We start from the raw sequence: 16140 nt of genomic DNA on the forward strand, positions 1-16140 counted from the left end.
TGATAAGTGAGACAGTCTTAAAAGACAAAATTCTAACAGCATAAACAACCATTTTTAACAAAAGCGTGATTCACGCCACGAATGAATTGCGCTCAAATGAAGGATCTTAAATGACCAATTCTCCATTAACTGCCATGGCGCAAAAATATGGCTTCTCCTATGATGAGTTCCGAAAAACTATTATCAAAACTTGCATCAATTATAACTTCTCTGACGAAGAGTTTGCTGCCTTTATCTCTGTTGCAAATAGTTACGCTCTTAATCCGCTAACAAAAGAAATCTACGCACTGCCCAAAAGAGGTGGAGGCATTATACCTGTTGTGTCTATTGATGGGTGGATTAAGATCATTAAAGCGAATCCAAACTTTGACGGCATGACCTTCCAAGATCAACTCGATAACAATGGCAATTTGGTTGCTATCAAATGTGCAATACGTTTAAAAAACATTCAAGACCCTATAGAGGTCACCGAATATTTGTCAGAATGCAAACAAAAAACAGACACTTGGCAAAAATACCCTGCTCGCATGTTGCGCCATAAAGCGACCATACAATGCGCACGTTATGCTTTTGGGTTTTCGGGCATTTATGAAGAAGACGAAGCAGCACGTATTAACGGCACAAACAATAATGCACACAACCAGCTTATTTCAAATGAACTTCTTACACAAATCCAAGAATTAATGGATCAAACACAAACTCAAGAAGCAAATGTGCTTTCTTTTGCAAAAGTCGAAAGGCTTAGCGATCTGTCTTATGAAAAAGCTCAAACCGTCTTGAATGGTTTAAAGAAAAAACAACGCTTACAAATGACTGAAGCACAACAGTCCTTACCATCTCAAGAACAACAAGACGCTCCTATACAGGATGCTGAATATATTCATATCCAAGATATCGAATATGCACCAACACAACAAGAACAATCAACGGCAGTGTAATATGAAACAAAGAACAGCAGAATGGTTTCAAGCGCGGTTGGGAAAAGTCAGTGCCTCAAACGTTTACAGTGTCATTAATAGAACAGCCAAAGGACTGCCTACAAGCAAATATGACGAATACAAAATCAAACTCATTACAGAACGCTTAACAAGAGAAATAAGCCCACATTATGAAACTGAGGACATGCGATGGGGCATTGAGCATGAGAATGATGCCATCGAAGAATATAGCTTCATTTATGATGCCAATGTAACAAGATGCGGTTTTGTGCCTCATCCAACAATTGAAATGGCAGGTGCAAGCCCTGATGGACTCATTGGAGAGCATGGATTAATCGAAGTCAAATGCCCCAAATCAACAACCCATATACGCTTCTTTATTGATAACCAGATCAAGCCTGAATATGTCGCACAAATGCAATTCCAAATGGCTTGTACAAGGCGCGAATGGTGTGACTTTGTGAGCTACGATCCACGCTTTACCGACCAATCATCACATTTACGTCTCAAAATACGACGCATTCGCCGTGATGAAGAACAGATTGAACACATCAACAAAGCTGTTGAAGCGTTTTTAGAAGAGATAGAACAAGACATGGAACAAATCTCAATAAAAGCCGCTTAACGCTATGGGGGTGCTTTCTCCTCCTCGGCACCCCCGCCCTCTTTCATAACAACTTTTTATTAAATGCGTGATTCACGCCACAGATAAAATGCATCTAAAATTAGGAGAAAAGATATGGCACATCGCCCTCCCACCATAACACAGCCAGCCATTGCTCGTGCCCTAAGAGAAGCTAAAAAACAAGGCTGCAAACTAATAGAAATTAAGCCCACTGGTGAATTGCTAATCTACCTTAATACGGGAATCGGAGTACCTAAAACTGCTACTCATCCAGACAAATTATTAGATTTGCCAAAGAATGAATATTACGAAGCTTTGCTCTCTAAGATGTGAAGCTGCTATGCCAAAACCACGTCCTCCTCATCTTGTTAAACAAGTTACCCAACATGGCAAAATTGTATGGTATGTACGTATCGGTCATGGGCAACGAATTAGAATCCACGGAATCTATGGAACGCAAGAATTTGTTGACAACTATAAAAGCGCACTTGCCGAATTACAAGGCATAGTCCCTCCTAAACCTAAACCAGGAAAACTTATTGAAGGTTCCTTTGCATGGCTTCTCAAACAATATTTTAACAGCGTCAATTGGCACAGCCTAGCTAAAGCTACGAAAAGACAAAGAGAACTCATTCTTATGAAAGTGTGCGATGCCATAGGAAACCTTCCATACAGAGAAATCAAAAAAGCACATATTACAGCAGGAGTTGAACGACGCAAGGAAACACCAACAACCGCCCAAAATTTTCTGAAAGCACTCAATGGTCTTTTTAAATGGGCAATCGATCAAGGACTTTTAGAAAATAATCCAGCCTTTGGGGTAAAGAGACCTCCTTTGAAAAACAAGGATGGGTTTCCCGCTTGGACAGAAGAAGACATAGAGCAATATTATCAACAATGGCCTAGTGGCACTCATGAGCGCGTCTTGATTGATGTTCTTTTATATACGGGCTTGCGACGTGGTGATGCAGTACGTATTGGCTGGAAAAACGTAAAAGATAACATCATTCATCTAAAGACAGAAAAGAGCCAATTTAAAACAGATGTTTTTCTTCCCATTTTGCCTGAACTCGCAGAAACCCTTAAAATTGGTCCTGCCGGTGATGAAACATTCATTTGTGGGAAAAGCGGAAATAAACTTGTTAAAGAAAGTTTTGGCAATCTATTTCGTGAAGCGTGTAACGCAGCAGGAATAAAAAAGTCAGCACATGGATTGAGAAAATTAGCAGCAACACGTGCTGCTAATTCAGGCGCCACAGTTTCTCAAATGAAAGCGCTTTTTGGCTGGACAGAAGATAAAATGGCATCTCTTTACACCAAAAGCGCTGACCGCAGAAGACTTTCTCTCGAAGCGATAAAAAAGCTACAAAAACATGAGGGATAGAACTCTAAAAAATTCAATAGAATCAATAATCGCAAAACTCCCCAATATTGAGTTAACATATTGAATTTATTATAAAATATCGCCCCTCTTTTGGGCACCATATGCATCTAAGCTGTGAATAAATGATTGGTTTTTTATATATAAAAGCTCAAAGTGCGCAAATAAAAGTTAGGAAATAGGATCTTTAAACGTATCTTTATAGCCTACTCTGAATCAGAATTTCTTTTGGGGGTGTTTTCAGTCACTTCAGATGTTCAAAGTGTTTGCATTTTCAAATAATCAAAACCTTTAAAAATCTCTCTTATTCATCATAATCATTGAGACTCAAAAAAAACTTTTCTTGGATCTCTTTGAAAAAGTATACTATTTTAACAAAATCATAAACAGCAACTTAACTTTTTAAAAGTCATTGTTTAATCGGTAGACTTACATCCTAAACCATAAAAAACTGCTATTCAAAATTCATTCCAGAAAAAGATGTACTTGAACACACTGCATTCGATAACCGCACAAATGCAAATAAAGATCAATGACAAAATTTACTTTTATACTCCTCTATTTATTTTTCGGAATGCAAAAAGTAATTCCATCAAGTTAAAGAATAGGAATAACTTAAACAAAGTGATATCTAATATTTCAATTAGGAAGAAAACCGATGTCATCTCCCATGTTAGAGCAACATGAAACGGTAAAGTAAATATTCTGTAGCACATCACTTGAATTTTATTAGAATTCACTAACTAAGCGCCACAGAAGAGAAACCTACCAAAAACAAACTTCACTTATTTTTCAAACACAAAAATAAACCTTAACGTAAAATATCTTCCTTTTTCTAAATCGTCCTCGTGAATATTTTTATAGAAACATTCACTCTACATCATAAAAGTGTATTTACAATAATGACATTTTTATGTAGTCCCCACTCTACCATAATGAATGGCTAATAATGAAGACATAGAAGTTAAGGGGGATATCACGGATCATATATGTTTTAACTGATAAGAAGATTTTTCTCCTTGGAGTTGTTTTTCAGGGAACAGTTGATTTGATGAGTAAGTGTAGAGAAAACGATGGAACAGCAATATGTTTTTGGAAAATACACATACGTGTCCTTATGCATGAAGAAGATGCAATTTTTGGTGCGAACTCAAAGCAGTTTTTCATCAATAAGAGAAAAATTTAAAAAAAATTTGGTATTTTTCTCTATACAAATGATCTGATCGAGATAACCAATCTTACCAAAAAAAATCTTTTTACTGAACGAGATATAGAGCTTCCCAAAACAACTACGACATAAACTGATACGGAGAAACAGCCAGATGGAGATTAGTAAATTACAAATGTCGATCACTGTGAAAGAGGATATCAATAAATTGTCCAAAGCTGATTTATGGATCATTTCTGCTGATGCACCTGATCGGCTAGTACCATGGATAAATGAATGGTGTATAAAAAATAAACAAGCCTATACAAATTCTGTCTATGTCAATGACATAGCTGTATTTGAACCCTTTTACATACCTGGAAAAACCGGTTGCTATTCATGCAACCATCCATAGGAAGTTTCCCCAAAACAAACGACCGCTTAATCTACAAAGTCTATGCTGTATGCTGCTACCAAGAATAACTTCAAAGTCGCAACATTTCCTCCCGTTAAAGCTCTTTTAGATTCCATCTGCACCAATGATGCTCTTAAATTTTTGAGTGGTTATGGCAATCTGCTTTTCACTGATCGCCGTATGGAGGATATGGAGCAGCCAGCTCTTTGTAGAAGAGCATTATCTAAAAAAGAATCCTCGCTATAAAGTCTAGGAAATGCAACAATGAACAGACCTCGAACGCTCGCTGTAACCTATGGATCCTACAACGCAGTACGAATGCTAATTGGTTCCTACCATGCGATTTTTTTAATGTCTATGGGTGTTAGTCTGGCACAATTGGCTCTGCTTCAGGTTGCCTTTTCCGTTACCATCATTCTTCTTGACTTCCCCTGCGCTGTTCTATCTGACAGATATCGGCGTAAATACTCCGTCATAGCTGGAGTCTTTATGACGGGAGTGTTTTATCTCCTATGTCTTCAAGTCCCCAATATGACGTTACTTATCATTGCACAAATCCTCTATGCAGCCGGGATCTGCCTCATTGCCAGCGCCATTGACGGATGGATTTACCATTCTCTGAGCAATAAACAGGATCACTTTTCGCATTATGCACATCTTTATCACCAGATAAACTGCTTCGGTAGCATTATCAGCGGTATTGTAGGAATTGGAACGATATACTATTCCGGAGAATATTTCACAGGATATATCATTTCATGCCTGTTTATGGGCATCATTTTTTTGATATTTCTCACTGTTCCTGAAGAAACAAAACCAATGATTGAAAAGAATAAAACGAAAACTATTCTGCAAAATACTAAAGAAACGCTTTGGATCTTTCAAAACACCGTAGGAGGAGCATGGTTTATTTTTCTTATGTGCCTTTTCAGTGCCGGCATTCAGATTATCTATCATTTTTGGCAACCGATAATACTCTCGGGTGGCAAAATTGATCATCTCAACAGCACGCAGATGCTAGTACTGATGTGCTGTCATATAGGAGCCTTCTCAGCGCAATATTTTTCAAATTTATTGATGTCTAAATATCATGTTCTTGATAAAAAATATAAGAACTCTATAAAATGTTCTTCGTTCTTTTCTGCCATCATGTGCATAGCACTTTATCTCTTAGTTCATGATAATCAAATTGCCGCATCAGTCATCGCGTTCTCGTTAATCCATGGATTTATTTGTATCGTACCGATAGGTGCAAAGAGCCTGTTTTTTTTAGAGCTAAACCAAAAACAAAGCCAACATATTTCCGGCATTATCGGCGCCACCTCTTTCTGCGGAAGAATATGTTCAGTATTGGTGTTAAGTGTTATCTCTTTTCTTCCTGCAACAGTCCCACCGTCTTATTATCTTATATTACCAACCGTGACTTTTTTTATGTGTGGCTGGATTATCATGAGGTGGATGACGCACTTTCGTAACTCTATATTAGAAAAAAACATACAACAATGACCGTTCCCAAATAATTTCTCTTGAAATACGCCCTACACTTCTTTGAACTATCGATACATCGACGTTTCAAAATACGACGTATCATGATGAAAAACAGATTAAATACATCAATAAGAAGGTTATTATTGTCTTTACTATACACAAAAAACTACAAACCGTAAGAGATACGCTCTCGAAGCAATAAAAAGATTCGGGGCAGGCAAAAAATAAATTAAGCGAATCAACGCACTCAAAATCTTTGATCTTATTTATAACGCACTGATTTTATTGGGAATGGCGGAGAGGAAGAGATTCGAACTCTCGAGAGCCTTTTGAGCCCTACTCCCTTAGCAGGGGAGCGCCTTCGACCACTCGGCCACCTCTCCAAGGAAGTGCATAAATGGTATCAATAGAAAGTTCAAGACATTTTCGATTTTTTTCAAAAATATCTGAAGTTTTTCTTTCTTATTGATTCAATAATACGTTAATAACAATACGAATTTTTCTTTTTTTTACCATATTGCCTTGAATATTGCATGAATATCCTTCAAAGAGATAATCTCATATTTGTATATTAGAAAAAAAATCAGTATGGCTAGAATTATTAAATGTCACGTATTTTGCTCTACCTCTAATGAATTGAGCAGATAATACCCTCTAACGAAGTTTAAATTACCTTTCATTGGAGATTCACTATGAATACTAAGATCCTCTTTTTAAGCTCTTTAAGCTCTGCAGCAGTTTTTTTAGCAATTCCTGAAGCACAAGCAACTTCAACATCGATTGCTGAAGAAAAGCCTGCAGGGTATATTCGCGTTTGTGATGCATACGGAAAAGGATATTTCTATATCCCTGGAACAGAGACCTGCATGCGTTTGTCAGGAAATGTTCGCGCTGATCTTCTAGGGGGAGATAACATTGATGCAACAACTGATGCCGAGTTAGCTAACAAAAGGAAAACCTATGGCGCATCGTCACGATTAAGCCTCGTTTTTCAGACTGCTTCTGAAACAGAATTAGGAACACTTCGTTCCTATGCACGAATCTACTCGAGCTGGGGCAATGGTGCTGACAAAGCTTCTGCAAGACTTGGAGCCGCTTACATCGAACTTGGTGGTTTTCGTGTAGGTCTTGATGATACAATTTTCAACAGTTGGACTGGTGACTATGGTAATGTTATAAACGACGACAGCATAGCGCCAGCAGGTATTACACGCACTAACTTTATTTCTTATACCTTTAGTGGTGACACTGGCTTTTCTGCCATTATTGGAGCTGAATTAGGCAATGCAGATAAACCTACCGGAGACGCATACTATTATATTGATCCCGATAATACAATTGTTGCCGTTCCTGACGATAAATTTCCAAGTAAAAAAATAAAAAATTACACCCCAAATTTTGTTTTTGGTATAAAATTTATGCAAAAATGGGGTGGTTTTTCAACAGTTACTGCTTATGATGCTTACTACAAAAAATGGGCTGGTAAGGTTCGTGTAGATTTCAATTTGAATGATCGTTTCAATCTATGGATGATGGGTGGTTATAAAAATAGTGTTGATTACTACACAAAGGATGAGGACAATGTGCTATCACGACAAAGTACAACGATCTATGCAAATTGGGGAGGAAAATGGGCTGCTTGGGGTGGAGCAACTTACAAATTTACTCCAAAAGCAAATTTAAACGTTCAAGTTTCTTATAGTACTGTAAAAACCTTTGCAACTTCTATAAATGTTGCATACACACTGGTTCCAGGTTTTGTAATTACACCTGAATTAACTTATGTTTCTTGGAACGATAATCGCGTTTTCAAGGGTCTAAACAATGATATACCACATGCTCTGCATGGAAAAAGTGCTTTGCAAGCTATGATTCGCGTCCAACGTTCATTCTAATCCTTTTGGACTACACTTCAAAAAACTAGCAACATATGTTGCTAGTTTTTTAAATCGTCTATAATAACATAACAATATCTCATGATATTGATCTTCTACTGTCTCTGATAAAAATTTCTTACTTTGCAAAAATATTCTAAGAAAATGAAGAAGATGAGTGTTGATAATCGCCTTCATAACTCTTGCACATGTACATGCCATTAAAATAATTGCATATATTGATTTTTGTTATAAAAATCATGCAAATATCCTCGAAAGCAATCAAAGATAATAAATATATCTTCAAATTGTTAGATAATAAATTTCAGAAATACCCTTAGTAAAAATGACAGTGCTAATTTAGCTAATAGAGTTCTTTAAAACTTTAGTGTTTTGTGGGTACACTCAAAATATTTACTCAAGAGAAAAAGTGATGTACATTTCTCAAAGCTCTGTAAACAACGCACCTATATTCTTTACAGTGTGCATGCCTTGCTTGTTCTCTTCTTTCAATTATTGTTGAATGATACCTGCACACCACAAGTGCAAAACTGCAATCCATTCTTTTTAACCCAATGATTATGAGAGAAAATCATCTGCTTCCCTCCCTCTTTTTTATGCAATTCTCGAACGTTATGCTTTTTTTATATTACACACAACATCTTAATTTTACGTGTTTTTTAAATGAGGGCTCTACATACACATAAAGAAATGGAATCCCAAAGCTCACCTCTGGAAGTCACGTGTCTTCTTTCTTTTCCCATAATGTCTTTACATGTAATTTTTACAACATAAATGAGCTTCTTTTACGAACCCAATCGGCCAAAAGCAGAAAACATCCTTAAAGAACATCTAGTTCAGTAATTACATGTATTAAAATTAAATTTGAGTTGAATTAACTCGACGGAAAATACTTATCTACCAAAGCATAGATAATCGCTGCTGTTTCAACATCCAAAATCCCATCATAATTTTTTTGACGAAAATGAAGCTGAAATGCTCGAATCAAATCTTTATACCCCATTTCAGTACATGCAACCGAAATATCGTATCCATAACACTTCAACTTAGCTAAGACATCCGCTTTGGATGGAAAACTCTTGCAAAACTGCTCCTGATAGTGACTCTTCAGTTCATCATCATACCACGCCCCTATGCCTGCCGCATAAAGTTGTTTCCACGGGAAGGCAGCCCCTGGATCACTTTTCCTTCCAATAGCAATATCACTGTGTCCGACAACATCGGTTGGCATAATGTCTGGATACCGTTGAAGAATATTCAATGCAAGTTCCTTAACTGCATCAATTTGCGTCGGATTATAAGGGGGAAATGTAAAGCTCTCATTGTTACGAGGAATTAAATTAACTGTCTCAGACTGCAATTCATACCCATCTTTATTAACTGGATTTAAAATGCACGTATCCTTTAAAGATGCTTCATCAACATACGTCTTCTCTGAAGAATTAGAGTGGCTCGTTGCTAAATTAACTATTTCAATCCCAATCGATGTATCATTGAGATTACTGCGCCCAGCCCATGAACTTACACCTGCATGCCATGCCCGCTCGTTTTCATCAACCAGATTAAAAATACGCATCCCCTTAAATCCTGACTCAATATACGTCTGCTCTGATGGATCAGGAACAAGATAGTGAGCGCTAACATTTTCTCCTGTCAGAGCCATAACTGACGCTTTAAAATCAAGTGAAGTATAATGCATTACTAGGAAACGAACACGACGATTAAAACTCTTGATAGAACGATAACTGTTGTAATCAATCTGATACATCGAAATTCTTCCTTTTCTTTAGTTCACAAACACCATCGCACATCTCATCAAAACAGATAGCACAAAAATTAGTGCTGAAGCGAATTTTGAAAATTTTTGCAACACATTCCACCATCTAAAGACCAGGAATAATGCCTACAACTACCCCATCAAAAACACCAAAGCTCTTACCAAAAATAATACATATCTTCAACGCTCTACACGCAGCCAGAAAAGCGTTTCTGAGAATATTCGACAAACCAACAGCTCACATATCTCCCCAAACAAATGCCTGAATTGCCCATAAAAAAACAGACACAAAGTATAGCAAGACCGCTGTTCAAATATTTCTTCGTATCTTGTACGTAAAACAGTTCTTTCTCTTAAAGTTTGAGCAAAAACACATGACCAACACTACTACACACGAGATATGACATCTAACTTCCATGCGATCATATGAAAACAACAAGAAGCAGTTTATAAAATCTTTGTGGCAATTTATTGACAGAGCAATTAATAACGCATATTTCCGATTAACTCTTCATTGGCATATTTTTCAACAAAACTTGCAAACTTTTTTGTACATGTCGCAAATAATCAAAATGCTTTCTTGTTTTTTCACAAAGAGGCTTTCCTTGTCATCCCTCTTGAAAACATATCTCTCATCTCTAGCTAACAAGTAACGAGAATTTTTTCTGAACTAAATAAATCTTTTTGCAAAGCAAAAAATAATATAGAGTTCTAACCTCAATAATATCCCGAAAAAATCTGAACGACAACACCCGCATTTTTCTGTGAGGCTGTAGAGTAAAATATTTCCCAGTTATTTGACACCATTGAACTGTTGTATGATGCCCCAAAAAGCTGCATGCAAATATAAACTATCTGTAGCATTAGAAACAGCTACTGTGTTTAATACCAGAAATTGTTTTTGAGTGTTTCTACATTTTCATCAAATATCATTTGCTTTTCTTCATTTGCAGATATCTTTTTAAAACCAACCAAGCTGCATATTCCTGTAAGACCACACCTAAAAGCGGTCGCGTATAAGGAAAAGAAATATGATCATCACCATAGTCTTTAATCCGTATAGTCATTGTGGCATTTCCAAGGCTTTCTTCTTGGTTTTCTAATGTCTCCAAAGAAGGCGATAAGCTAACTTCAACCTCAAGCAGTGGAACATTTTTTTCACTCTTTTCTGTAGACTGAAAATATTTTAAAAGCATCGGATCATTTGACGACCAACGAACCTCAACTTGCCTCGCTAATTGTTTACAAGCAGTGGTAATTTCTGCGCCAACAAAGTATGGACGAAAATGATTTTCAAATTCTTCGATTAAATGCTGTGCCAAAGGTGTCGATAACTTTCCAATCAATTGTACAAGAATATAAGGACTCTTCCATAAAAAGTGCCGTTCAAATGGCTCATTTGCGAAATGACAATCAACCCAATGCGCAATTGTACTTTCATCAATTCCAATAAAAGTCCACGCATATTGAACGCGCGATACAGGAGAATACTTCTTCTCGCTATATTCTAAATAATCTTCTAAAAGCGCAAGAGCTTGCGTAGGTGGACCAGGCAAAACCACAAGAGAACTTCCATCACAAGAGAGGTAAAAACCAGGTGCAGTACCAGTAGGATTATCAAGCACTTTTGCCGTCTCAGGAAACAATGCTTGACGAGCATTATTGGTATCCGGAGCGATACCTAAGCGTTGCAATTGGCCTTTTATCGTTTGCCAAACAGCTTCATCATGAACCAATGGCTGCTGCACAGCTTGAGCAATCGCATCGCGTGTCTTGTCATCTGATGTCGGCCCTAATCCCCCACTGATAACGATAAGATCTTCTTGCCCAAGACAAGCAATAACAGTCTCACTAATTTGCTGTAATTGATCGGCACAAACGAAATGGCGTGTCACTTGAATATTTCTCTTTTCTAAGCTTTGACTCAAATCCTGCAAATTCGTATTCAAATATTGTCCTGAGAGGAGTTCATCACCAACAGTAATAACCGCAGCACGACAAACAGAAACAGGATTCACAAAGGAACTGAGAACAGCTTCAGCCATCTGACGTGTGGTGGCTAAACCTCCCAGATCATAGGTAACAGTTTTTCCAGTGCGAATAACCTGGTCAACACTATCAGACAACTGTTGTGCTACATCTTGAAAACCTAGATAGTCTAAAAGTAAAGCAGTGGTATAAAGCATGGCAGAAGGATTTGCTTTATTCTGTCCAGCAATACGCAGTGCACTCCCATGAACAGAATCAAAACAAGCAATTTTGTTCCCTACATTTGCACTGGGTGCAAACCTCAATCCCCCCATCATTCCAGCAGCAAGATCGGAGAGAATATCGCCAAACATATTTTCAGCAACAATCACCCCAAAATGTTCTGGCTTAGTTGCAATCCATAAAGCAACAGTATCAACATTATAAATACCTGCTTCTATTTCTGGATAATTCTGAGCGACTTGTTCAAAAATTTCTCGAGCAAATTGACCACTTTCCCGCATAGCATTTGGCTTATCGGCAAAAGTAACTCGCTTGAAACTATGTGCACGCGCATAAGAAAAAGCATATTCAAATAATCGCTCTAAACCAAAACGTGTCTGTAAACGTACCGTCCACGCAGCTTCATTAAGACCATATTTTTTTAAATTGGGATGTTTTAACCATGTCGCTGTCTCAGAAGTTATACCGCGAAAATCTAATCCCGCATAGAGACCTTCAGTATTCTCTCTGATAACACAAAAATGAAAAGGTTTTCTTGAACCGACAATGTATCTTATAGGTCGTATATTAGCAAACAAACCTAATCTTTGGCGGAGTTGAATAACAGGAGAAATATACGTGGGTTTACTGTCCCTTAAATGCGGTGCAAGCTCTTTTAAAGCTGCTTCTTTTTCTTTACTGGTCACGGTGCCAAGTAAAACGGCATCACTTTCAGCAATTTTTTGCCACGTTGCTTGAGGAACCGGATCCCCTTCCTGTTTCCAACATTCCCACCCAATGTCGCCATAGGTTAATTCAATCGGTAACTGAAACTGCTCTAAGACCATCAACGCAGTATCACAAACTTCTTGTCCCACGCCATCACCAGATAATACAAGAACTTTCTTTTTCATAATCTATCGATCCATTCATTAACAATTGCATGCATCATAGCAGGATTATCATCCCATAGACGCGTACCTGCACCAGAGATAATCTTATATTCATGATTCAAACGATGGCTTTGAGTTTGGTTATCTATAGTTGCTAGTTGCGACTTCTCTCCCACCAAGCATAAAAATTTTCCAGCATATTTGACGATCTCGCTGCGCGCATCCATTTCTAACAAAAATCGAAATCCCCTTTGCATACGTTCAAGTGCCGTGCTTTTTTGCTCATCAGGAATCTTTATATATACTTTTCTTGCAGTTTCTCCCATAGGTTGTAAAAAAGCATATAAAGTTTCTAGAGCCCCTGACAAATCACCATCATCCAATAAAGTAAGAACATGTTTAAATCGCTGTTGCAAAAGCAAATCTGGATAACCCGGTGCACTCACAGCAAGTACAGCTTGTATATTTGGGAGCCCTGCGGCCAAAATCTGTACCAATGTTCCACCCGTAGAAAACCCCACTAGCAACAAGGGTTCTCGAAAACGACTTTTGAGTTTTTCTGTGATTAAAGGAATAACCTCTGTCGCAGAACCACTGGAAAAAAGAGATAATATATCCAATGGAGTAACATGAAATCCTTTTTCCAAGCATAGCTTTTGAAAAGGAGAACAAAAAGCCCCCTCATCCCAGAGGGACATCACAGGCGAAATGTGGTTTCACACCATTCGCACTTCTTTCTCTTTTTGTTTTAAAAGCTTGTATAGTTGTCAAATTATAAATCCCTCCCCTATATTCAAATATATTTTTACTCCAACCAATAAAGCTTAATATTCAACGCTTATCGTCAATTATTTAAACCCAAAAGTATTATAAAACTTCAGTGTATAGACAAAGACAGGAACGACCCTGAAAATTTTCTCCAAAATCTCTACCTGTGATAATATCACTCTTTTCATATACATAAAAAGCGCTAACCATACCTCTATAGCAAACCTACCTACTTTCTGTTTCCATTCTCATTCATGAAACATCAATAAACCCTATGCTTATTTCATAGCTGCTATACTGTTTACTGAAATCAAAAGCAAATCTTTAAGGACGAAATATCTTTTATTTTTGTACACATTTGCATCATCGTACCAGAAAAGAGGCTTTCTATTAAAGTTAGCAAAATTAAAAATATAAACTCCACAACTTATTGCCATACGACAAAAAGCACTCGCATCTACATAGCCTATTTTTATGATTTTGATACTACCGTATAGATCCAAAGAGCTAACATAGCAGCCAAGTTATGGATCTAATATCACTTTCATTTAAGCCAAAGTGTAAAAACGCAATTCCTAGCGCCTTTAGCTGACAAATACCTAATTAATAATTCACGAATTTACAGTTACAAAAAACTTAATATTAGGAACAGCATTGCATAAACTGGATATAATTACTCAAATACAAACCTGCTGCACTTTTATTCATCATAGGTTTCGAACCCTTTCGATAGCTGATTCTAGTATGTTGCACCCAAGCTGCAATTAGATTTTTCATACTCTCGATTAGTATAACTTAAGAGAAGAAAAAATTATCCTGTATCCCCCATCATACAAAATAACATTTATATGTTTAAGCATGCCCCTCTTCCACTCTATCTCTTAATCTTGCCTATCATTTTTTAAATCAGGACAAATGAATGATTGAATATTAATTGACTGATACAGTGCGTTCTACAAGCATCAAAAATGCAATTTATGCGAATATAAAAACAATTTTTCCATAGAAAACACACACAATAATAATTCAGCAAACTTTATTTTGAACTGCAAATTAACTAGAAGAATATGGGCTAGAAGGAGTAGAGATATAGTCTAACAAACCAGCATACACATCAACCTATAGTATAATAAAAGTAAGAAGTGCAATTATCTTCACCAAAACAACTGTTTCGTCAGCCCCCCTGCAACAATTAACCTACTATCTAAAATATTATCGCACTATTATACGCATAAACAATTGGATAACTTATTTATGGCATCACATGCCTATCACGAATTTGATCCACTTCCCGACGCTACAAAACTCGAAAAGTTCACAAAATAGCGACACACAATCAATGTTAAATGCCCTGAACCGCTTGATGTCCTTGGCACTATGCTTGGGAACTGTATGGATCAAGAGCATTACAATCCAAATGAATTTGATGCAAAATTACAAACCAGAGATATTCAACAGCTAGAAAACGATAAACATCAAATTTTAGAAACTTAAAAAAAAGATGGATTAATATATTGTCGTGGAGGATATATCACCAGAAGTGCTTCCCTATCTACAGAGGCATTGCAAAAAGAGGCTGCAAAAAATGGGTACTCCGCAGTAAAAATTGAAATCGAGAGAGCATTGGAAGAAGTAGAAAAAAATCCAGAGTTCGCGGTTTTGTGTACAGCAAATGTATTGGAGGCATCCTGAAAAATTTATCTCAACCACCATTGTTTTCCATATAAGGAAACAACTGATACACTATTTTTCTTAATTTCTATGTTTTTTATTTATGATCTGCATATCCCTTTGCCCTTGGCTTTTGATACTTTGAGCTAGCCAAGACAACTTAAAGATTGCATTATTTTACTCAATAGCTTCATATTAAATAAGGGCTCTATCCATTTTTTTATCGACCAAATTGAATTTTTCTTTTATGCTGAAGTGCAGTGCATGGGTTGGGTTTTGACAGAGTATAAAAGTTGCATTTTTTATGGTCATCTTTTTTTAAACATGCTGATCTTCATCCTCAAGAATTTTGTAAAAAAGACTTAAAAATTCTTTCCTTTTTTCTGCATTAAATTGTGGAATGTAGCATGCATTTAAGAAATAAAAAAAGTTGTGCGCCTTGCAAATCATAAAATAGGCTTCGCCATGAACGTTTAGCGCGTTATTCTGCCCCATACCCTTTCATATTATTTTTAGAGCTATCGGAGCACTTGTGAGAGCAACAGGCTCGACCCCTTTTGTGAGTATTTTGAGAATGAGTCTCCATTAATCCCGTTATAACATCAAGTATCTTCAAAGTAGAACGACTTATTCTGATGCTATTTGCATTTTTCCTATGTGAATTCTTCTGATGATAAAAAATCTGTATGTTAAGGAGTATTGCTCTTCAAAAGGAAAGGATTTAAAAATTTTACTGAAAGCTCCTTCTTAAACTTATAATTTTCGTGATAAGGTTTATGTTTTTATAGGATATACTAGCTGCTTTATAGAAGGAAGAGTTTAACTTTCAGCACTACGATGAGAGTTTTTTTCACCCACATTGAATTATTTTGAACGTAGTCAATTTTTTTAAAGAATAGAAGTGATTTTTAGATGGTTATGGATTGATCGTCTTTTCTGGAAAGTATTTCAG

General features: G+C 36.8%; 10 protein-coding genes and 1 tRNA gene. 7 read left to right on the forward strand and 4 right to left on the reverse strand.

Annotated elements, in window-relative coordinates:
- The first annotated feature begins 110 nt into the window (after positions 1-110).
- The 6 genes from V3564_RS05040 (at position 111) to V3564_RS05065 (ending at position 6012) form a co-directional block, all read left to right on the forward strand.
- On the forward strand, positions 111-938 hold the full coding sequence (locus V3564_RS05040; protein ID WP_455480503.1) for a recombinase RecT: 828 nt from the start codon (positions 111-113) through the stop codon (positions 936-938).
- 1 nt (position 939) lies between these two features.
- Positions 940-1563: a lambda exonuclease family protein gene (locus V3564_RS05045; protein WP_455480504.1), complete on the forward strand. Its 624-nt coding sequence runs from the start codon at positions 940-942 to the stop codon at positions 1561-1563.
- 114 nt (positions 1564-1677) lie between these two features.
- A complete protein-coding gene (locus V3564_RS05050; RefSeq protein ID WP_455480505.1) occupies positions 1678-1896 on the forward strand; it encodes a hypothetical protein in 219 nt (72 codons plus the stop codon).
- 7 nt (positions 1897-1903) lie between these two features.
- Positions 1904-2947 carry a tyrosine-type recombinase/integrase gene (locus V3564_RS05055; RefSeq protein ID WP_455480506.1) on the forward strand — a complete coding sequence of 348 codons (1044 nt, stop codon included), beginning with the start codon at positions 1904-1906 and terminating at the stop codon, positions 2945-2947.
- A 1319-nt stretch (positions 2948-4266) separates the two neighbouring features.
- A complete protein-coding gene (locus V3564_RS05060; protein ID WP_455480507.1) occupies positions 4267-4506 on the forward strand; it encodes a hypothetical protein in 240 nt (79 codons plus the stop codon).
- Positions 4507-4770: 264 nt separating this feature from the next.
- The gene (locus V3564_RS05065; RefSeq protein WP_455480508.1) at positions 4771-6012 is read left to right on the forward strand and encodes an MFS transporter; all 1242 of its coding nucleotides are present in this window, start codon (positions 4771-4773) and stop codon (positions 6010-6012) included.
- A 274-nt stretch (positions 6013-6286) separates the two neighbouring features.
- Here the strand turns inward: V3564_RS05065 and V3564_RS05070 are convergent.
- Positions 6287-6377, reverse strand: a tRNA-Ser gene (locus tag V3564_RS05070).
- A gap of 309 nt (positions 6378-6686) precedes the next feature.
- Here V3564_RS05070 and V3564_RS05075 point away from each other — a divergent pair.
- On the forward strand, positions 6687-7889 hold the full coding sequence (locus V3564_RS05075; RefSeq protein WP_455480509.1) for a porin: 1203 nt from the start codon (positions 6687-6689) through the stop codon (positions 7887-7889).
- An 874-nt stretch (positions 7890-8763) separates the two neighbouring features.
- Here V3564_RS05075 and V3564_RS05080 read toward each other — a convergent pair.
- The 3 genes from V3564_RS05080 to V3564_RS05090 form a co-directional block, all read right to left on the reverse strand.
- Complete coding sequence (locus V3564_RS05080; protein ID WP_455480510.1) at positions 8764-9657, reverse strand: N-acetylmuramoyl-L-alanine amidase; 894 nt, start codon at positions 9655-9657, stop codon at positions 8764-8766.
- 938 nt (positions 9658-10595) lie between these two features.
- Complete coding sequence (locus V3564_RS05085) at positions 10596-12770, reverse strand: isocitrate/isopropylmalate family dehydrogenase (protein ID WP_455480511.1); 2175 nt, start codon at positions 12768-12770, stop codon at positions 10596-10598.
- Complete coding sequence (locus V3564_RS05090) at positions 12767-13447, reverse strand: alpha/beta fold hydrolase (protein WP_455481459.1); 681 nt, start codon at positions 13445-13447, stop codon at positions 12767-12769. The genes V3564_RS05085 and V3564_RS05090 overlap by 4 nt, the downstream gene beginning before the upstream one ends.
- Positions 13448-16140 lie beyond the last annotated feature (2693 nt).

Source organism: Bartonella sp. B12(2025) (assembly GCF_053795135.1).

Coding starts and splice junctions, on each gene's coding strand:
- V3564_RS05040 (WP_455480503.1), top strand. CDS start 111: ATGACCAATTCTCCATTAACTGCCATGGCGCAAAAATATGGCTTCTCC.
- V3564_RS05085 (WP_455480511.1), bottom strand. CDS start 12,770: ATGAAAAAGAAAGTTCTTGTATTATCTGGTGATGGCGTGGGACAAGAA.
- V3564_RS05055 (WP_455480506.1), top strand. CDS start 1,904: ATGCCAAAACCACGTCCTCCTCATCTTGTTAAACAAGTTACCCAACAT.
- V3564_RS05050 (WP_455480505.1), top strand. CDS start 1,678: ATGGCACATCGCCCTCCCACCATAACACAGCCAGCCATTGCTCGTGCC.
- V3564_RS05080 (WP_455480510.1), bottom strand. CDS start 9,657: ATGTATCAGATTGATTACAACAGTTATCGTTCTATCAAGAGTTTTAAT.
- V3564_RS05065 (WP_455480508.1), top strand. CDS start 4,771: ATGAACAGACCTCGAACGCTCGCTGTAACCTATGGATCCTACAACGCA.
- V3564_RS05045 (WP_455480504.1), top strand. CDS start 940: ATGAAACAAAGAACAGCAGAATGGTTTCAAGCGCGGTTGGGAAAAGTC.
- V3564_RS05075 (WP_455480509.1), top strand. CDS start 6,687: ATGAATACTAAGATCCTCTTTTTAAGCTCTTTAAGCTCTGCAGCAGTT.
- V3564_RS05090 (WP_455481459.1), bottom strand. CDS start 13,447: ATGTCCCTCTGGGATGAGGGGGCTTTTTGTTCTCCTTTTCAAAAGCTA.
- V3564_RS05060 (WP_455480507.1), top strand. CDS start 4,267: ATGGAGATTAGTAAATTACAAATGTCGATCACTGTGAAAGAGGATATC.